The 16,507-nt window shown below is 41.7% G+C and carries 28 protein-coding genes; 2 read left to right on the top strand and 26 right to left on the bottom strand.

Annotated elements, in window-relative coordinates; genetic code table 11:
- Window positions 1-107 precede the first annotated feature (107 nt).
- The 6 genes from lysM to ACR63T_RS03115 form a co-directional block, all read right to left on the bottom strand.
- Complete coding sequence (gene lysM, locus ACR63T_RS03140) at window positions 108-617, bottom strand: peptidoglycan-binding protein LysM (protein WP_201572158.1); 510 nt, start codon at window positions 615-617, stop codon at window positions 108-110.
- 332 nt (window positions 618-949) lie between these two features.
- Window positions 950-1,186, bottom strand: a complete 237-nt coding sequence (gene acpP / locus ACR63T_RS03135; protein WP_201572156.1) for an acyl carrier protein — start codon at window positions 1,184-1,186, stop codon at window positions 950-952.
- A 294-nt stretch (window positions 1,187-1,480) separates the two neighbouring features.
- Window positions 1,481-2,215 carry a 3-oxoacyl-ACP reductase FabG gene (gene fabG, locus ACR63T_RS03130; protein ID WP_305900254.1) on the bottom strand — a complete coding sequence of 245 codons (735 nt, stop codon included), beginning with the start codon at window positions 2,213-2,215 and terminating at the stop codon, window positions 1,481-1,483.
- Entirely contained in the window at window positions 2,206-3,171 is a 966-nt protein-coding gene (gene fabD / locus ACR63T_RS03125) for an ACP S-malonyltransferase (protein WP_472784742.1), read from the bottom strand. Before fabD ends, fabG begins: the two co-directional genes overlap by 10 nt.
- A gap of 462 nt (window positions 3,172-3,633) precedes the next feature.
- Complete coding sequence (gene rpmF / locus ACR63T_RS03120) at window positions 3,634-3,816, bottom strand: 50S ribosomal protein L32 (RefSeq protein ID WP_010196743.1); 183 nt, start codon at window positions 3,814-3,816, stop codon at window positions 3,634-3,636.
- 302 nt (window positions 3,817-4,118) lie between these two features.
- Window positions 4,119-4,706, bottom strand: a complete 588-nt coding sequence (locus ACR63T_RS03115; protein ID WP_201572144.1) for a YceD family protein — start codon at window positions 4,704-4,706, stop codon at window positions 4,119-4,121.
- 152 nt (window positions 4,707-4,858) lie between these two features.
- Between ACR63T_RS03115 and ACR63T_RS03110 the strand changes: the two genes are divergently transcribed.
- Entirely contained in the window at window positions 4,859-5,554 is a 696-nt protein-coding gene (locus ACR63T_RS03110; RefSeq protein ID WP_472784741.1) for an elongation factor P hydroxylase, read from the top strand.
- Between the two features lie 123 nt (window positions 5,555-5,677).
- Window positions 5,678-6,295, top strand: coding sequence for an L-threonylcarbamoyladenylate synthase (locus ACR63T_RS03105; RefSeq protein WP_472784740.1), 618 nt, complete (start codon window positions 5,678-5,680; stop codon window positions 6,293-6,295).
- Between the two features lie 114 nt (window positions 6,296-6,409).
- Here the strand turns inward: ACR63T_RS03105 and rplQ are convergent, their stop codons facing one another.
- The 20 genes from rplQ to rplP all read right to left on the bottom strand — a co-directional run bounded on the left by rplQ (window position 6,410) and on the right by rplP (window position 16,505).
- Window positions 6,410-6,769 (bottom strand): 50S ribosomal protein L17, encoded by a 360-nt coding sequence (gene rplQ, locus ACR63T_RS03100; protein ID WP_201572120.1) that lies wholly within the window; start codon window positions 6,767-6,769, stop codon window positions 6,410-6,412.
- Window positions 6,770-6,788: 19 nt separating this feature from the next.
- Window positions 6,789-7,796 (bottom strand): DNA-directed RNA polymerase subunit alpha, encoded by a 1,008-nt coding sequence (locus ACR63T_RS03095; RefSeq protein ID WP_201572118.1) that lies wholly within the window; start codon window positions 7,794-7,796, stop codon window positions 6,789-6,791.
- Window positions 7,797-7,876: 80 nt separating this feature from the next.
- Window positions 7,877-8,518, bottom strand: coding sequence for a 30S ribosomal protein S4 (rpsD, locus tag ACR63T_RS03090; protein WP_201572116.1), 642 nt, complete (start codon window positions 8,516-8,518; stop codon window positions 7,877-7,879).
- A gap of 48 nt (window positions 8,519-8,566) precedes the next feature.
- Window positions 8,567-8,956: a 30S ribosomal protein S11 gene (gene rpsK / locus ACR63T_RS03085; protein WP_201572109.1), complete on the bottom strand. Its 390-nt coding sequence runs from the start codon at window positions 8,954-8,956 to the stop codon at window positions 8,567-8,569.
- 20 nt (window positions 8,957-8,976) lie between these two features.
- Window positions 8,977-9,333, bottom strand: coding sequence for a 30S ribosomal protein S13 (gene rpsM, locus ACR63T_RS03080; protein WP_021813384.1), 357 nt, complete (start codon window positions 9,331-9,333; stop codon window positions 8,977-8,979).
- Between the two features lie 247 nt (window positions 9,334-9,580).
- Window positions 9,581-9,697, bottom strand: coding sequence for a 50S ribosomal protein L36 (gene rpmJ, locus ACR63T_RS03075; protein ID WP_025644371.1), 117 nt, complete (start codon window positions 9,695-9,697; stop codon window positions 9,581-9,583).
- Between the two features lie 54 nt (window positions 9,698-9,751).
- Window positions 9,752-11,098: a preprotein translocase subunit SecY gene (gene secY, locus ACR63T_RS03070; protein ID WP_472784739.1), complete on the bottom strand. Its 1,347-nt coding sequence runs from the start codon at window positions 11,096-11,098 to the stop codon at window positions 9,752-9,754.
- Window positions 11,099-11,102: 4 nt separating this feature from the next.
- On the bottom strand, window positions 11,103-11,543 hold the full coding sequence (gene rplO / locus ACR63T_RS03065; RefSeq protein WP_201572099.1) for a 50S ribosomal protein L15: 441 nt from the start codon (window positions 11,541-11,543) through the stop codon (window positions 11,103-11,105).
- Window positions 11,543-11,722, bottom strand: a complete 180-nt coding sequence (rpmD, locus tag ACR63T_RS03060) for a 50S ribosomal protein L30 (RefSeq protein ID WP_201572097.1) — start codon at window positions 11,720-11,722, stop codon at window positions 11,543-11,545. Before rpmD ends, rplO begins: the two co-directional genes overlap by 1 nt.
- A gap of 30 nt (window positions 11,723-11,752) precedes the next feature.
- A complete protein-coding gene (rpsE, locus tag ACR63T_RS03055; protein ID WP_201572087.1) occupies window positions 11,753-12,271 on the bottom strand; it encodes a 30S ribosomal protein S5 in 519 nt (172 codons plus the stop codon).
- A 2-nt stretch (window positions 12,272-12,273) separates the two neighbouring features.
- Window positions 12,274-12,624 (bottom strand): 50S ribosomal protein L18, encoded by a 351-nt coding sequence (gene rplR / locus ACR63T_RS03050; RefSeq protein ID WP_087040761.1) that lies wholly within the window; start codon window positions 12,622-12,624, stop codon window positions 12,274-12,276.
- 11 nt (window positions 12,625-12,635) lie between these two features.
- On the bottom strand, window positions 12,636-13,169 hold the full coding sequence (gene rplF / locus ACR63T_RS03045) for a 50S ribosomal protein L6 (protein ID WP_305899666.1): 534 nt from the start codon (window positions 13,167-13,169) through the stop codon (window positions 12,636-12,638).
- Between the two features lie 297 nt (window positions 13,170-13,466).
- Window positions 13,467-13,865: a 30S ribosomal protein S8 gene (rpsH, locus tag ACR63T_RS03040; RefSeq protein ID WP_305899665.1), complete on the bottom strand. Its 399-nt coding sequence runs from the start codon at window positions 13,863-13,865 to the stop codon at window positions 13,467-13,469.
- Window positions 13,866-13,876: 11 nt separating this feature from the next.
- Window positions 13,877-14,182: a 30S ribosomal protein S14 gene (gene rpsN, locus ACR63T_RS03035; protein WP_305899664.1), complete on the bottom strand. Its 306-nt coding sequence runs from the start codon at window positions 14,180-14,182 to the stop codon at window positions 13,877-13,879.
- A 12-nt stretch (window positions 14,183-14,194) separates the two neighbouring features.
- Complete coding sequence (rplE, locus tag ACR63T_RS03030) at window positions 14,195-14,731, bottom strand: 50S ribosomal protein L5 (protein ID WP_305899663.1); 537 nt, start codon at window positions 14,729-14,731, stop codon at window positions 14,195-14,197.
- Between the two features lie 21 nt (window positions 14,732-14,752).
- Complete coding sequence (gene rplX, locus ACR63T_RS03025; protein WP_305899662.1) at window positions 14,753-15,070, bottom strand: 50S ribosomal protein L24; 318 nt, start codon at window positions 15,068-15,070, stop codon at window positions 14,753-14,755.
- A gap of 8 nt (window positions 15,071-15,078) precedes the next feature.
- Window positions 15,079-15,447: a 50S ribosomal protein L14 gene (gene rplN / locus ACR63T_RS03020; protein WP_201572055.1), complete on the bottom strand. Its 369-nt coding sequence runs from the start codon at window positions 15,445-15,447 to the stop codon at window positions 15,079-15,081.
- Between the two features lie 178 nt (window positions 15,448-15,625).
- Window positions 15,626-15,898 carry a 30S ribosomal protein S17 gene (gene rpsQ / locus ACR63T_RS03015; RefSeq protein WP_305899661.1) on the bottom strand — a complete coding sequence of 91 codons (273 nt, stop codon included), beginning with the start codon at window positions 15,896-15,898 and terminating at the stop codon, window positions 15,626-15,628.
- Entirely contained in the window at window positions 15,895-16,092 is a 198-nt protein-coding gene (gene rpmC / locus ACR63T_RS03010) for a 50S ribosomal protein L29 (RefSeq protein WP_110923946.1), read from the bottom strand. Before rpmC ends, rpsQ begins: the two co-directional genes overlap by 4 nt.
- A complete protein-coding gene (gene rplP, locus ACR63T_RS03005) occupies window positions 16,092-16,505 on the bottom strand; it encodes a 50S ribosomal protein L16 (RefSeq protein WP_192523468.1) in 414 nt (137 codons plus the stop codon). Before rplP ends, rpmC begins: the two co-directional genes overlap by 1 nt.
- Between the last annotated feature and the right edge of the window lie 2 nt (window positions 16,506-16,507).

Genomic DNA, 16,507 nt, shown 5'->3' with positions numbered 1-16,507 from the left:
AATAGACAAGCACATAACTAGACAGACATAAAAAACGCCTATTAATTATTAACAGGCGTTTTTAAATATATATTAAAACTTTAAGTGCTTAGCTAAGAGCTATTAGCTTATGGCTTAGGAATACGTAGTACTTGACCTGGATAAATTTTATCAGGATCAGATAACATTGGCTTGTTGGCTTCAAATATTTTCATATAATCACCTGCTGAACCATAAACCTCTTTGGCGATTTTAGATAAGCTATCACCAGATTTTACTGTGTACATAGTCGATTCAGGAGCATCTTCTTCGATGTCGATATTGTCAATAACTTTTGCGACATTCTGTACGTTACCAATAGCGATAATGGCTTTTTCGCGGTCTGCTTGTGTCTTTGCGGTACCACTGATCTCGGCGGTGTCAGTTGCGCCATTATATTTTACTTTTAGGTCGCTGATATTTAGATTCTGCTGCTGAATACGACGTAATAATAAGCTAGCTACAGACTGCGCAGATGGCTCATCAGCTTTTACTTGCGTATTAGCAGCAGCTTTGGTCTCTGCCTTCGCATCATGCTTAGCATCGTCACGATTAAAAATTTTATCACCAATATCTTTTGCAAAACTGAACATTCCCATTTAATTATTCCTTAAATTGTTGTTATTGAGGGGTATAAATTGTTCTAATGATAATAAAAAATGTGACCTAACAAAATTATTAAAACGGTCTTAGAACTATTAAATAAGCTCAGAGTATCACTTTCAATTATTATCACTGAAAATTAGTATAACAAACCTTGTTACTTTGCATAGGTTGAGTATGTTGAATAATGTTAAGAAAAATCAGCTTATGTTAAGGGTAATCAGCAATGTTCAATAGTGACTAATAATCCATAAAATATTTAGCCACAAAAAAAACCGCTTATCTGCGAAGATAAACGGTCTAGCAAAATCTACTATAAAACAGCGTATTACAATTGAGCGTTTACATAATCAATTGCTTTTTGCACAGTAGTAAGCTCAGCTGAATCTTCATCAGGAATAGTAATACCAAAATCACTTTCAAATGACATTACTAATTCAACTAAATCTAAAGAATCAGCACCAAGATCTTCCATAAAAGAAGCTTCGTTGCTGATATCTTCAACATTCATACCTAGCTGCTCTGCTACTGCTGATTTTACTCTTAGCTCAGTATCGTTACTCATAAAATATACTCCATTATAGATTAGAATTTAAAAAAATGACCATTTAGCTTTATTATACAGCTAATGGCTTATATAGAACTTATATAAAATAAGGTACGTTATGTCAAAACCTATACTCTAAACATCCTACAGCTAATATCATTATAATTCAATATTAGCTGAGACTAGATTGTAATAAAAGGCTTTGCCATAAAAGTAGCCGTTATTATATCATCATTAATAATAGTTTACACTCGTTCACAAAGAATTTTATGTGGCAAATGTTATTTATTTATCAAAGGTCATTTATTAAGGTTACATATACATGCCACCATTGACGGGAATGACAGCGCCTGTAATATAACTGGCTTCATCACTGGCTAAGAATAACACTGCTGCAGCGATATCTTCTGGCTGACCCAAACGCCCAATAGGCACAGCATCCAGCATAGAGTTAAGCAGACGCTCGTCCATCTCATCGGTCATGTCAGTCTCGATAAGACCTGGTGCTACGCTATTAACTGTAATTTGACGCGAGCCAATCTCACGAGCTAACGTACGGCTAAAACCTTCGACGCCCGCTTTAGTCGCAGCATAGTTAGACTGTCCAGCATTACCCATCTGCGCCACAACAGAGCTGACATTAATAATACGGCCGCGACGCGCTTTCATCATGCCACGTATAGCCCGTTTACTCATGCGATATACAGATGACAAATTGGTATCAATAACGTTACTCCAATCTTCATCTTTCATACGCATCAGTAGCCCATCTTGGGTAATACCAGCATTATTCACGAGTACTTGTACTGCGCCATAAACGCTTTCAATTTCTTCAAATAGCTTATCAATTTGAGCACCATCGCGTACATCTAATACTCGACCAATACCACCAGAATCATGCAAATAGTCATTTATCAGTGCTGCACCTTTTTCAGTGGTAGCAGTACCAATAACAAAGTGACCCTCTTTTGCAAAGCGTTTGGCGACGGCTTTACCGATGCCGCGGCTGGCACCCGTGACTAATGTAATCGTACGGCTCATGATAATACCTCCATTAATTTATCTAAGCGAGCTGGCTTGTCAGTAGGATAGCTGGCTATAGGATGAGCCTGACGCTTGGCAAGATTGCTCAGCACATTACCGCTACCGCATTCAATTAAAACATTAATTTGTTTATCTACCAATTCTTGCATGGTTTTCGACCACAATACTGGCTCGCTTAATTGTTCGATCAAGGCTTGCTTGATACCTAGAGAGTTAGTTTCGACACGAGCATGACGGTTTTGAATCACTGGAATAGTGGCTTGATCAAATTGAATCTCGGTCAGTGCCTCAGCAAGTGCTTGGCTGGCAGGTTGCATCAAAGCACAATGTGAGGGCACGCTCACCTTAAGTAAGATAGCCTTCTTACCCGTATTTTGTACTTTGTCGATGACCGCATTTACTCCCACAGCATTACCAGAGACTACTACTTGCCCTGGGCTATTAAAGTTCGCTGCACCAACGATAGCGCCGTCGACATGTTCAGTCGCTTGCTCACATAAAGTCTCAACTCTCTGATCCTCTAGACCTAATACCGCAGCCATCGCGGTATCAATGCCTTCTACTGCCTGTTGCATCAATTGGCCACGCTTATGTACCAATTGAATAGCATCTGCCAAAGACAATACGCCAGCAGCACAAAGAGCGCTATACTCACCTAATGAGTGACCTGCTAAATAACAAGGCTTTGTAGTGATTTTACCTTGTAGTACTCGCCAAATAGCGATACTGGCTGCTAGCAGGGCGGGCTGAGTATACTGAGTTTGATTGAGTCGCTCTTCATCTTGGCAGATCTCCCATAGATCTTCGCCAAGCGCTGTACTTGCCTCAGCAAAAGTTTCTTTTATTTGCGGATATAGCTCGGCAAGCTCAGTTGTCATGCCTAATACTTGTGAGCCCTGTCCTGGGAAAATTATTGCAATGCGTGCGGTAGGTGATGCGGTATCAGATGCTGATGCCATAGCCAATATTCCTTAAGTAAATTGCAGAGATCTCTTTAATGGATAAGAATTCTTTATTATAAGTGGTTAATACTATATCTAATGAATACTACGTTTAATTGATGCTAGGTTTAGATAATACTAGGCTTGATAGCAAACTATACACTGCTAGGCACTATTATCCTAGTCAAGGATGAAAGGATACAACATCAAAATAAGCCGTTAGAGCATTATTATCTTAAAAGCAGATATATTAAAAGTAGAAAACGTAGCGTTGTATAAGATTATTGTGAAATAACAATTAGCAATACTCTAGACAACAAAAAACCAAGCTATCCATTGACCTAATTTAGGACAACAAAGTAACTTGGCTTTTTTGACTTAATTATCATACCTAAATGATAGCTGACAGATATTAAGCTAAATACTCATAACTATAATCGTAACTAGCCCACTATCGATCAACCATCACTAGCTAATAATTTAAGCGTCTTGACTGACTTTAAATAACTGACGACCACGATAAAAACCATCTTTAGTCATGTGATGACGACGATGTTTTTCACCAGTTGTGGCATCTACACTTAGCTCAGCCACTTCCATACGATGGTGCGAGCGGCGCATGTCACGACGCGAACGGCTTTTACGACTTTTTTGAACAGCCATGATATAGCTCCTATACTTAAAATGGATAAGCTTAAATTCAGCTTGGATGAATAAGGACTTAGGCTTACAAGATAGTTGAGTTAACCACTGCCATAAGTTGACTTATCATCGAATTAAAAGGTGACTATTTGCTCAAGCAGTTGATCGAACCAAAATTCTATGGATAAATCGGTTTGATCAGTAGTGCCTAGTAAACAGTGTATTGTCAGAATGCAATAAACGGGACATTATACGCATATTTAGCCAATTAATAAAGCCCTATAGCTGAGACTTTTATAAAAGTCGTTATTTAGCTAAAACGCTTATAGTTTACCTTTCAAAGAAGACAGTGCTGCGAAAGGATTTTCAACTTCTTCCTCAGGAATATCACCAACTTGGTCGACAGTCATTTCACAGTCTTCATGCTTTGGCGCAAGCGGGGTTTTTAGCAGTATCTCATCTTCTACTAACTTTTTGACAGGCAGCAGGCGCTCAGGAGCAGGCTCGGTAATGATTTCATCTAGTATCAGATAATCTTGCTCTTCATTAATCAAGTTGACCTGACTCTCATCCTCTAGCAGGGCAATATCATAGTCATCGCTTAAGTCTATAGCTATCGGTTGTAGACAACGCTGACAAGTCAACCAAACATCACCCGTTAAGGTAAAGGCCAAATGCAGCACATTGCTACGGCGGTATAAAGTCGTACTGAGCTGTAAGTTGGTTTGCTCATGCTCATCCGTCAAGGTACTAGCCAAACGCTCAAATGATGCTGGAGCAACGCCTCCTGCCCACTCAAAACCTGTATCTGCCCATTTGTCTAAGGAGATAGTTTGAGGCATGGTTGCTGGGTTGGCTGCTAAATTACTGCTAGATTGAGCATCAGCTTGGTTACTATTAGAGTTTGACATAAGCGCTCTCAACGATCAAAAAGGTGTATAATATTGCCTGCCATACTAACCCAAAGTCCGTTATGACGCTAGCGCTAGTATGTTACCAATACTGACCTATTTCTGATATCCCTTTGATCTTTATCAGCTCTATAAAATCGTTATAATCCTTTATGATATCTGACTCTACCGCCCTAGATTTTACTACTTTATTGCCCTATAAAACGGCTATAGATCTATTAAGCCGGCTTGATAGGCACATTAGTGATGAAAATAAAAACTGGCAGCAGACTATAATCAAGCAAGCGATAGCTAACAACGCAGATTCTTTGAATACAAAACTATCTTCTATAAAGGATATTGAGCAGCTTGCAACCGACTGGCTTATTAAACTATTTGACACTCTATTTGCTGAGCAAAAGGTAGTACTGGTACGTGGTGCGGGCGAGCCTGAGTATTTCCCTGCTACAAGCTCTAGTCCCGCTCGTATCGAGTTTGCTCATGGTTTCTTTTCTAGCGCCTTGCATGAGATCAGCCATTGGTGTGTCGCAGGTCAGCAGCGGCGCAAGCTTAGCGACTTCGGCTACTGGTATGCTGCTGATGGTCGCAATAAAGCACAACAACAAGCCTTTGAGCGCGTAGAAATTAAACCGCAAGCGTTAGAGTGTTTATTTACCTTCGCCTGTCAGAGAAACTTTCGAGTATCACAAGACAATCTATTTGCCTCTTTTGATACTACCGATAGCACCTTTGCTACTGATGTTTACAACCAAGCACAATATTACATTGATTATCCACAAAGCTTACCTAGCGATGCTAAAACTTTGTTGTGGGCACTACTATTTTTGCATATCAAATATATTCAATAGAGAAACTTAGCCTTCGCTTATCTCTTTAACGTTTTCCTACTAATAATAACGGCTAAGCACTATTATCTGACTTTAGTTTGAAGATATACTTATTGCAGTAAGAAAAAATAATTTGGAGCTATTATGGAAACCTTGTACATACATCCTGAGAACCCACAACCTCGCCTTATTGAACAGGCCGTCGAACTTTTACGCCAAGATAAGTTAATAGTATACCCAACAGATACCAGCTACGCCTTTGGCTGCCGTCTAGGATCAAAAGATGCGCTGGAGAAGCTGAAGCAAATTCGTGAGCTTAGCGATAAGCACCAGTTTACTCTACTGTGCCGCGACTTAAGTGAAATTGCCAACTATGCAGCAGTAGATAATATTCAGTTCAAACAACTAAAAGCGCACACTCCTGCACCCATAACTTTTATTCTAAACGCCACTAAAGATGTGCCGAAAAAGCTTGCCCATGCCAAGAAAAAAACCATTGGTATTCGAGTGCCAAGCAACCCTATTGCACAGGCATTATTAGCAGCGATGGATGAGCCTATTTTGACCAGCTCATTGATATTACCAAATAGTGATGAAGTGATGGATGATCCTTTCGATATCGAAGAAGCGTTAGGTAACCAGATAGATGGTCTTATTAATGCAGGTGTTCAGACTACTAAGCTGACCACCATTGTCGATATGACAAGCTCTCAGGTAGAAATCATTAGACAAGGGGCTGCTGACGTTAGTAGCTTGATTTAGAGTTACCTTGACTTAAGCCTTCTACAAATTATTTTAGACAAAAAAAAGCGCCAATTGATTGGCGCTTTTTGCTATTTATACAGTAGAACGTACTAGACAATAAAGTCTATAAAATTAGTCGCGATCAACTAATTCTACATAGGCCATAGGTGCGTTATCGCCATCGCGATTGCCACATTTGATAATACGTAAATAGCCACCTGGACGCGTTTGATAACGTGGACCCAAAGTACCAAATAGTTTACCTACCATAGCTTTATCGCGCATACGGCTAAATGCCAAACGACGATTAGCAACGCTGTCTTCTTTAGCCATAGTGATCAATGGCTCAGCAACACGGCGCAATTCTTTAGCTTTTGGTAAAGTCGTTTTGATCAGTTCATGCTCAAATAATGAGTTGGTCATGTTCTGGAACATAGCTTTACGATGACTGCCGGTACGACCCAGCTTCACTCCACTCTTACGATGGCGCATAGTCAAAAATCCTTAAAGTTTAACGGCTACGATAAGAGAAGCGATCATCAACACGTAAGTCAGCGGGTGGCCAGTTATCTAGGCGCATACCGAGCTCTAAATCTTTAGACGCTAGTACGTCCTTGATTTCGGTTAATGATTTCTTACCAAGATTTGGGGTTTTTAGTAGTTCAGTCTCTGAACGCTGTACCAAATCACCGATATAGTAAATGTTTTCAGCTTTTAAGCAGTTGGCTGAGCGAACCGTTAGTTCAAGATCATCCACAGGGCGTAGTAGCACTGGGTCAACCTCTTCTTTTTCTTTCACAGGCTCAGGCGCTTCTTCAGCTTCTAGGTCAACAAAGATAGAAATCTGTTGTTGTAAAATAGTAGCAGCTTTACGAATTGCTTCTTCTGGATCGATAGTGCCATTGGTTTCAAGCTCAATGATAAGACGATCAAGATCAGTACGCTGTTCAACACGAGCGTTCTCAACTTGATAAGCAACACGTAGCACTGGGCTAAAGCTTGCATCAAGCTTTAAGCGGCCAATCGCTTTGGTATCACCATCTTCACGGCGCTGGTTTGCTGGCTCATATCCACGACCCATAACTACACGCAGACGCATCTTAAGATGACCGCGCTCGCTTAGCGTTCCTAGTACCAATTCTGGATTGATAATATCGACGTTATGCGGCAAAGTGATGTCTGCAGCAGTGATAATGCCTGGACCTTGTTTGTCTAAGGTCAAAAATACTTCATTTTGATCATGAAGGGTGATTGCTAAGCCTTTAAGGTTTAAAAGCAGATCAAGCACGTCTTCTTGCAGACCTTCTAAAGTAGAGTATTCATGGTCAACACCATCAATCTCAGCTTCGATGACTGCAGCACCAGGTAATGAAGATAACAAGATACGACGTAAAGCATTCCCTAAGGTATGCCCAAAGCCGCGCTCTAACGGTTCGAGTGTGACTTTGGCAATCGTTTCATTGACCGTATCCACATTAATGGCATTCGGCGTTAGAAACTCAGTTGCATTTAGCATCATGATGTCACCTCGATTTATTTAACTGGTTTAATTAACGTTGATCGCTCAATGCTATTCTCATAACATTGAGCAGACGTTACTTACTTAGAGTATAGCTCAACGATCAAGCTTTCGTTGATTTCAGCAGGTAGATCGATACGATCAGGCGCATGCTTAAATGTGCCTTGTAATTTGCTGTTATCAACATCTAGCCATTCTGGAATACCACGTTGTGACGCAAGCTCTAATGCGTTTTGAATACGTAGTTGTTCGCGAGACTTCTCTTGAACGGCGATGACATCACCATCTTGCAACTGGATTGATGGAATGTTCACACGAACAAACTCATCACGGCCAGCTTTTTTTACCATAATAGAACGATGGCTAACGAGCTGACGGGCTTCTGCGCGAGTTGAGCCAAAGCCCATGCGATAGACCACATTATCTAAGCGACTCTCTAGCATAGCTAGCAAGTTCTCACCAGTAGCGCCGCGCTTACGAGCAGCTTCTTTATAGTAGTTAGCAAACTGACGCTCAAGTACACCGTAGATACGCTTAACTTTCTGTTTTTCACGTAACTGTAGTGCATATTCCGAAGTCTTATTACGGCTTACACCGTGTTGACCTGGTGGACGACCAGCTTTTTTGGTTTTTACATCATACGGCTTCACGCCAGATTTTAGACCTAAGTCCGTACCTTCGCGACGTGATAATTTCAGTTTTGGTCCAATATAACGGGCCATTGTTATGTCTCCTATAAGCTTTTATAATAAAAAGCTTCGTCTTTAATATTAGACGCGGCGCTTTTTCGGCGCACGGCAACCATTGTGTGGGATTGGGGTTACATCAGAGATGCTGTTAATTTTATAACCCAATGCACCTAGTGCTCTTACCGCAGACTCACGACCCGGTCCTGGTCCTTTGACCAAAACATCGACATTCTTAACACCATACTCTTGAGCCGCTTTACCAGCGACCTCAGCTGCAACCTGCGCTGCAAATGGTGTAGATTTACGTGAACCACGGAAGCCTTGTCCACCTGAAGTGGCCCAAGCCAATGCATTACCTTGACGATCGGTAATCGTAACAATGGTGTTATTAAAAGACGCATGGATATGGGCAATGCCCTCCGATACTGAACGACGAGCCACCTTTTTGCGACTGCGAGTGTCTTTTGCCATCTTTTAGCTTCCTAAGTTAATTATCTTTTGAGAGGGCGTGTAGGACCCTTACGCGTACGAGCGTTGTTCTTAGTATTCTGACCACGAACTGGCAGGTTACGGCGATGACGGATGCCACGGTAACAACCAAGATCAACTAAACGCTTAATGTTCATTGAAACTTCACGACGAAGATCACCTTCAGTCATATAGTTTGCAACTTGTGCACGGATAGCATCTAACTGCGTATCATCTAACTGACTAACTTTAGTAGTAGGGGCAATGCCAACAGCTTCTAAGATTTTCTGAGCAGTGGTACGGCCTACACCAAAGATGTAAGTTAGTGAAATAACAGCATGCTTATTATCCGGAATGTTAACACCGGCAATACGAGCCATTGATTTCTCTCCATTAAAGAAAAACAAAATTATCTATTATAAAAATGATAAGTATTGTTTTTCAGAGTTATTGCGGTTAATACCTTAAACTTTATAAATCGCTCCAAAACATTTAAGCTAAAGGAGATAAAGTATAAAAGTTATAGGTAGCAACTACGGCAAGTGGCGGATGATATCTCATCCGCCAGTATTTTTCAAGCATTAATTGAATTAATCAGCTCAGCGAGTCGCAAAGCTGATTGATCTATTAACCTTGACGTTGCTTATGGCGTGGCTCTGCTGTACAGATAACATGTACACGACCTTTGCGGCGGACAATCTTACAGCTACCACAAATCTTTTTTACTGATGCTTGAACTTTCATCGTATTTTCCTTGAAGTATCGCCTTGTTCATTTACTCTTAAATATTAAGAACCATTAAGGCTGATTGGGCGACTGAATTAACGTCTGATCATGATATTGATGGGTCATCAAATGCGCTTGGATTTGCGAGATGAAGTCCATTACCACAACCACCATAATCAGTAACGACGTACCACCGAGGTTAAACGGCACACCAAAACCTGACTGGATGAGCATAGGCATTAAACATATCACCGTCATGTACATCGCGCCAATAAAGGTCAAGCGGTTCAATACATGATCGAGATAACGTTGAGTTTGTTGTCCAGGGCGAATACCAGGGATATAAGCCCCGCTACGTTTAAGGTTCTCAGCAACTTCACGCGGACTAAAGACCAATGCCGTATAAAAATAGCAAAAGAAAATAATCATCGCACCAAACAAGACTAAATATAGCGGCTGTCCTGGTGACAATACTAACGCCATATTCTGCAATATCTTTTGTACAAAGGTAGGATCTGTTGAATGACCAACCCACTGTCCTAAACTCGCTGGAAACAATAACAAAGAGCTAGCAAAAATAGCAGGAATAACCCCAGCCATGTTAATTTTCAGCGGCAAATGTGACTGCTGCTGAGCATAAATTTTGCGACCTTGCTGCTGCTTTTGTGCGTAGTTAACAGGCACTTGGCGCTGAGCACGTTCTATATAAACGATACCCGCAGTTACCGCGACACCTAATACCACAAAGATAAAGAGTACAATCAAGTTCATTTGACCTTGATTGACCTGTTCGATAGATTGCGAAATCATACCTGGCGTACCCGCCACAATGCTGGCAAAAATAAGCATTGAAATGCCGTTACCTACCCCACGCTCTGTAATCTGCTCACCAAGCCACATTAAGAACATAGCACCTGCGACCAGTGAGGTCACTGCAGGTATATAGAAGGTAAGACCACTTGATAACGTCAAATTCTGACTGATAAGACCTGCACACATCCCCAAAGATTGTACCAAAGCCAATCCAAGTGTCCCCTGACGAGTATACTTATTTAGCTTACGTCGTCCCGCCTCGCCTTCTTTTTTAAGCGCTTCAAGCGAAGGTAGTACTGCTGACATCATCTGTACAATAATAGACGCCGAAATATACGGCATAATACCGAGTGCCATAATAGACATCCGCTCTAATGCCCCACCTGAGAACATGTTAAACATGCTCAAGATGGTATTCTCATTACGTGAGAACAGATCGGCTAAATTGACAGGATTAATGCCAGGTACAGGAATATGTGACCCTAAACGATAAACAATCAATGCGCCGATCAAAAATAGCAGACGCGACCATAGCTCATCATACTTACGTATAAAAGCGAATGGGTTGAGCGGAATGCCACTTGAAGTCACTGATTGCTTCGACACGTTACTACTCCTCGATGCTACCACCAGCAGCTTCGATTGCCTGCTTGGCGCCTTTAGTCACTTTTACGCCTTGGAAGGTATAAGCTTTAGTGACTTCACCTGACAAGATGATGCGCGCACGCTTCATATCATGACGGATAATGTTAGCTGTTTTTAGGGTAGCAACACTGATTACATCGCCTTCAACTTTATTAAGTTCAGACAGACGTACTTCAGCAGTCGTCATTGCCATCTTACTGGTAAAACCAAATTTTGGTAGACGACGGTATAATGGCATTTGACCACCTTCAAATCCTGAGCGTATGCTAGAACCTGAACGTGACTTCTGACCTTTTACACCACGGCCGCCTGTTTTACCAAGGCCTGAACCGATACCACGACCACGACGTTGGGCAGTTTTCTTGGCGCCAACACCTGGTGATAATTCATTTAATCTAAGTCCCATTACGCTTCCTCCACTCTTACCATGTAGTTAACGCGATTGACCATACCACGAGTTGAAGGAGTATCTTCAACTTCTACAGTGTGATTAATACGACGTAAACCCAATCCTTTCAAGCTAGCTTTGTGGCTCTTGAGGCGATGGGCACCCGATTTAAACTGAGTAACTTTCATTGTTTTCATAGTAACTCACCTATTCCTATCTATAAAAGGTTAGCCCAAAATTTCGTCTACAGATTTACCACGTTTTGCTGCCATCTTTTCTGGAGTTGACATATCACGTAAACCATTGAACGTAGCGCGAACCACGTTAGCAGTGTTGGTAGAACCATAACATTTAGTCAAAACGTCTTTAACACCAGCAACTTCTAATACGGCACGCATTGCGCCACCGGCAATTACGCCAGTACCTTCAGATGCAGGCTGCATATAGACTTTACTTGCGCCGTGACGTGATTTGATCGGATGATATAAAGTTGCATCATTTAGCTCAACAGTAATCATATTGCGCTTAGCAGCTTCTAGTGCTTTTTGAATAGCAGCTGGCACTTCACGGGCTTTACCGCGACCGAAACCAACACGGCCATTACCATCGCCAACGACAGTCAATGCAGTGAACGAGAAAATACGACCACCTTTAACGACTTTAGCAACGCGATCAACAGTAACCAAACGCTCTACCAGACCATCACTTTGTTCATTTTTATCATTTCTATTGTCATTTCTAGCCATGATTAAAACTCCAATCCGTTTTCGCGAGCAGCTTCAGCTAAAGCTTTTACTCGACCATGATATTTAAAACCACTACGGTCAAAAGCAACTTTAGTAATGCCAGCTGCCTTTGCGCGCTCTGCGATTAATTGGCCTACAGACGTCGCTGCATCAGTGTTACCAGTTGCGCCTGAACGCAGACTGCCGTCTAAGGTAGATGCCTGTGCAATCACTTCACCACCGTTCGGAGAGATAATCTGGGCATAGATATGCTTTGGCGTACGATTAACCGTAAGGCGATGTGCACCTAAAACACGGATATGCGCGCGGGTTTTCTTTGCTCGACGTAGACGAGCTGCTTTTTTATCAAACATTTCAACTCACCTTATTTTTTCTTGGCTTCTTTGCGAATCACATGCTCGTCACTATAACGAATACCTTTGCCTTTATAAGGCTCTGGTGGGCGGAAACCACGGATATTAGCCGCAGCTTGTCCAAGCTGCTGTTTATCGTTTGATTTCAAAACGATTTCAGTTTGCGTTGGGGTTTCAGCTGACACACTTTCAGGTAACGTGTATTCTACTGGATGTGAGTAACCGACGTTCAAGGTTACTTTATCGCCAGTAGCTTGTGCACGATAACCAACACCAATCAATTGAAGACGTTTCTCAAAGCCTTCAGTTACGCCCTTAACATGGTTGTTAAGCAAAGCGCGGACGGTGCCAGTATGCATCATAGCTTCTTTTGAATCGACTGTAGGTGAGAGAATGATAGCATCATCTTCCTGTTTCAGCTCGACCAATTCGTGCAGGCGTAAAGACAAAGTACCGTTCTTGCCTTTCACTTCGACCTGCCGATCGTTCAAAGTAACACTTACGCCGCTAGGCAGTGTTACCGGGGCTTTAGCCACACGAGACATAGGAGTATTCCTTAAAAAATTAAAATCTTCTGTTAGCAAACCATCATCAAAACTAAAACTATGATAATAGCGAAAAAACTAACAGGCTAAAAAGCGTGCTAGTTTATCATAAACGACTCTATTAAGCACCTGTCAATATTATAAAACTATCCATTAGATGAAATTTTTATAATATTGATAGGTATCAGGCTCATAACGTTTAATTTAAAAAAATTAACTTAAAGCTTATAAGCCTGATCTATAGAAATCAAATAGACTTCATCGTGCCATTACTAATTATTAATAATGAATTGCAGCTTACGCTACAAATGCGACGATTTCACCACCGATACCAGCAGCGCGTGCAGCACGATCGCTCATGATACCTTGGCTAGTTGATACGATAGCAACACCCATACCTTGTTTTACAGTAGGGATAGCGTCTTTACCGCGATGCTGGCGTAAACCAGGACGGCTGTAACGTTGGATAGTTTCGATAACGGCTTTGCCTTCGAAGTATTTTAATTCGATAGTTAGCGTTGCTTTGTTGTTATCTTCAGCTTTAACTTCAGCACTAGCAACATAACCTTCACTAACCAATAGGTCAGCGATAGATTTACGTAGCTTAGAGCTTGGCATAGCTACTGAAACTTTATTAGCCATTTGGGCGTTACGAATACGGGTTAGCATATCCCCAACAGTATCTTGCATACTCATGTAATTACTCCTTACCAGCTTGCTTTACGAACACCAGGTACATCACCTTGCATGACACGCTCACGCAACATATTGCGTGATAAGCCAAACTTGCGGAAATAACCATGAGGACGACCTGTGATAGCACAACGATTGCGCAGACGTACAGGCGATGAGTTACGTGGTAGGGCTTGTAGCTCTAGCATCGCATCCATACGCTCTTCGTCAGTTGCATTGATATCGTTGATAGTCGCTTTTAGCTTAAGGCGCTTATCAGCGTACTTAGCAACCATTTTTTCGCGCTTTAATTCGCGGTTAATCATGCTCTTCTTTGCCATAACGTCTTTACCTTATTTAAATGGGAAGCCGAATGCTTTAAGTAGCGCACGACCTTCGTCATCAGTAGTAGCTGACGTTGTGATAGTCACATCCATACCACGGATACGATCAATCTTGTCAAAGTCTACTTCCGGGAATACGATTTGCTCTTTGATACCCAGTGAATAGTTACCACGTCCATCAAAGGCTTTAGGTGAAAAACCACGAAAGTCACGAACACGAGGAATAGCAACGGCAATGAGACGATCTAAAAATTCGTACATTTGCTCACCGCGTAGCGTTACTTTACAACCGATTGGCCATTCTTCACGAATCTTAAAGCCTGCAATTGATTTACGCGCTTTGGTGACTACAGGTTTTTGACCAGCAATCGCGGTCATATCAGCTACTGCACCTTCAAGCAATTTCTTGTCTTGAGACGCGCCGCCTACACCCATGTTTAAAGTGATTTTAGTGATTTTCGGCACTTGCATCACATTATCTAAAGCAAGTTCTTCTTTAATCTTTTGCTTTAGTTCATCGTTATATAAAGCTTTTAATCTTGCCATTACCATTACACCCTTAGTGTCTTACGCAGTCGCCACAACTTCACCATTCGAACGATAAACGCGTTGTTTAACGCCATCATCATTCTTTTGGTAAGTAATACGGTCTGCTTTTTGGGTTTGCGCATTTAAAATTGCGACATTTGAGATATGTAAAAAAGCTTCTTGCTTTAAGATGCCGCCTTCAACGCCAGTCGCCTGATTTGGCTTCTGATGTTTAGTGACAATGTTAATGCCTTCAACTTTAATACGGTCATTTTTAACAGCTTGAACAGTACCTTGCTTGCCTTTGTCTTTACCAGCAATCACGATAACTGTATCGCCTTTACGTAATTTAGCCATGGGTTACCTCACAATACTTCTGGTGCTAGGGATACAATTTTCATAAACTGATCACCACGTAGTTCACGAGTTACCGGTCCAAAAATACGAGTTGCAATCGGTGCTTTGTTTTGGTTCAACAATACCGCAGCATTGTCGTCAAAACGAATAACCGAACCATCAGGGCGACGAACGCCTTTTTTGGTACGTACAACTACCGCATTCATCACATCGCCTTTTTTGACACGACCGCGAGGAATGGCTTCTTTTACCGTTACTTTGATGATATCGCCGACTGATGCATAACGACGATGAGAACCACCCAGTACTTTAATGCACTGAACTCGTCTTGCACCGCTATTATCTGCAACTTCCAGCATAGATTCAACCTGAATCATAGCGTTACTCCACAGGTATGAGCAATAAAAACCAGTTGCTGCCGCAAGCTCAGTATGAGTCGTCGGCATTTTAATATCAATAACCAACTTCTCTAGTGCTAATGATGTGCACAAAGCACATACGGCATCCCTAAAAAGGCGGCTATTTTAACAGCTTCTAGTCTTTATTGCAATTTACTTAGATTTTTTCTACTTTCTCAATCACTTCCACTAAAGTCCAAGCTTTAGTTTTCGAAATTGGACGCGTCTCTTTGATACGGACAAGGTCGCCTTGTTGGCAAACGTTGTTCTCATCATGAGCTTTGATTTTGGTTGAACGACGAAGCTGCTTGCCATACAAAGGATGACGAACCAGACGCTCAATCAAAACTGTGATGGACTTATCCATCTTGTCGCTCACAACTCGACCGGTCAATAAGCTTGCGTTAGTTGCTTGATTGTTATCGCTCATGAGTCGCCTCGTTGTTTCTCGTTAATCAAAGTCTGAAGCTGGGCGATCGTACGACGATTACCACGAACTTCATGGGTATTCCCCAACTGACCCGTTGCTTTAGCCATACGAATACGGAAAGCATCAAGTTGCTTTTCATCAAGTAACTGAGTCAGTTCTTCTAATGATTTATCACGTAATTCACTGATCTTCATTACATTATCGTCCGCTTAACAATGGTAGTTTTAAAGGGCAGTTTTGCTGCAGCAAGCGTTAACGCTTCGCGAGCAAGTTCTTCTGAAACCCCTTCGATTTCATATAGCACTTTACCAGGTTTGACTTCGCATACCCAATATTCTACAGGACCTTTACCTTTACCCATACGTACTTCTAATGGTTTATTGGTAATAGGTTTGTCTGGGAATACACGAATCCAAATTTTACCACCACGTTTGATCTTACGAGTAATGGTACGACGTGCTGCTTCAATTTGACGGGCAGTCATACGACCACGAGTCAAAGATTTTAGACCAATTTGTCCGAATGCAACGGTGCTTCCACGATGAGCAAGCCCAGTGTTACGACCTTTATGCATTTTACGAAACTTGGTACGTTTTGGCTGTAACATAG

This window comes from Psychrobacter sp. M17(2026) (assembly GCF_055699815.1).
This window is presented reverse-complemented; position numbering and strand designations above follow the sequence as displayed.

Bases quoted from the DNA above. Each gene is read 5' to 3' on its own strand.
- rplP (WP_192523468.1), bottom strand. From the start codon at position 16,505: ATGTTACAGCCAAAACGTACCAAGTTTCGTAAAATGCATAAAGGTCGT.
- rplR (WP_087040761.1), bottom strand. From the start codon at position 12,624: ATGTTTGATAAAAAAGCAGCTCGTCTACGTCGAGCAAAGAAAACCCGC.
- ACR63T_RS03115 (WP_201572144.1), bottom strand. From the start codon at position 4,706: ATGTCAAACTCTAATAGTAACCAAGCTGATGCTCAATCTAGCAGTAAT.
- rplF (WP_305899666.1), bottom strand. From the start codon at position 13,169: ATGTCTCGTGTGGCTAAAGCCCCGGTAACACTGCCTAGCGGCGTAAGT.
- rplN (WP_201572055.1), bottom strand. From the start codon at position 15,447: ATGATTCAGGTTGAATCTATGCTGGAAGTTGCAGATAATAGCGGTGCA.
- rpsN (WP_305899664.1), bottom strand. From the start codon at position 14,182: ATGGCAAAGAAGAGCATGATTAACCGCGAATTAAAGCGCGAAAAAATG.
- rplE (WP_305899663.1), bottom strand. From the start codon at position 14,731: ATGGCAAGATTAAAAGCTTTATATAACGATGAACTAAAGCAAAAGATT.
- rpmD (WP_201572097.1), bottom strand. From the start codon at position 11,722: ATGAAAACAATGAAAGTTACTCAGTTTAAATCGGGTGCCCATCGCCTC.
- ACR63T_RS03105 (WP_472784740.1), top strand. From the start codon at position 5,678: ATGGAAACCTTGTACATACATCCTGAGAACCCACAACCTCGCCTTATT.
- rpmC (WP_110923946.1), bottom strand. From the start codon at position 16,092: ATGAAGATCAGTGAATTACGTGATAAATCATTAGAAGAACTGACTCAG.
- rpsD (WP_201572116.1), bottom strand. From the start codon at position 8,518: ATGGCCCGTTATATTGGACCAAAACTGAAATTATCACGTCGCGAAGGT.
- ACR63T_RS03110 (WP_472784741.1), top strand. From the start codon at position 4,859: ATGATATCTGACTCTACCGCCCTAGATTTTACTACTTTATTGCCCTAT.
- rpsM (WP_021813384.1), bottom strand. From the start codon at position 9,333: ATGGCTCGTATTGCCGGTGTTAACATTCCGGATAATAAGCATGCTGTT.
- rplQ (WP_201572120.1), bottom strand. From the start codon at position 6,769: ATGCGCCATCGTAAGAGTGGAGTGAAGCTGGGTCGTACCGGCAGTCAT.
- rpsH (WP_305899665.1), bottom strand. From the start codon at position 13,865: ATGAGTATGCAAGATACTGTTGGGGATATGCTAACCCGTATTCGTAAC.
- fabD (WP_472784742.1), bottom strand. From the start codon at position 3,171: ATGGCATCAGCATCTGATACCGCATCACCTACCGCACGCATTGCAATA.
- acpP (WP_201572156.1), bottom strand. From the start codon at position 1,186: ATGAGTAACGATACTGAGCTAAGAGTAAAATCAGCAGTAGCAGAGCAG.
- rpsE (WP_201572087.1), bottom strand. From the start codon at position 12,271: ATGGCTAGAAATGACAATAGAAATGATAAAAATGAACAAAGTGATGGT.
- rplO (WP_201572099.1), bottom strand. From the start codon at position 11,543: ATGGGACTTAGATTAAATGAATTATCACCAGGTGTTGGCGCCAAGAAA.
- rpmJ (WP_025644371.1), bottom strand. From the start codon at position 9,697: ATGAAAGTTCAAGCATCAGTAAAAAAGATTTGTGGTAGCTGTAAGATT.
- lysM (WP_201572158.1), bottom strand. From the start codon at position 617: ATGGGAATGTTCAGTTTTGCAAAAGATATTGGTGATAAAATTTTTAAT.
- rpmF (WP_010196743.1), bottom strand. From the start codon at position 3,816: ATGGCTGTTCAAAAAAGTCGTAAAAGCCGTTCGCGTCGTGACATGCGC.
- rpsK (WP_201572109.1), bottom strand. From the start codon at position 8,956: ATGGCAAAAGACACTCGCAGTCGCAAAAAGGTGGCTCGTCGTTCAGTA.
- ACR63T_RS03095 (WP_201572118.1), bottom strand. From the start codon at position 7,796: ATGATGCTAAATGCAACTGAGTTTCTAACGCCGAATGCCATTAATGTG.
- rpsQ (WP_305899661.1), bottom strand. From the start codon at position 15,898: ATGAGCGATAACAATCAAGCAACTAACGCAAGCTTATTGACCGGTCGA.
- rplX (WP_305899662.1), bottom strand. From the start codon at position 15,070: ATGGCTAAATTACGTAAAGGCGATACAGTTATCGTGATTGCTGGTAAA.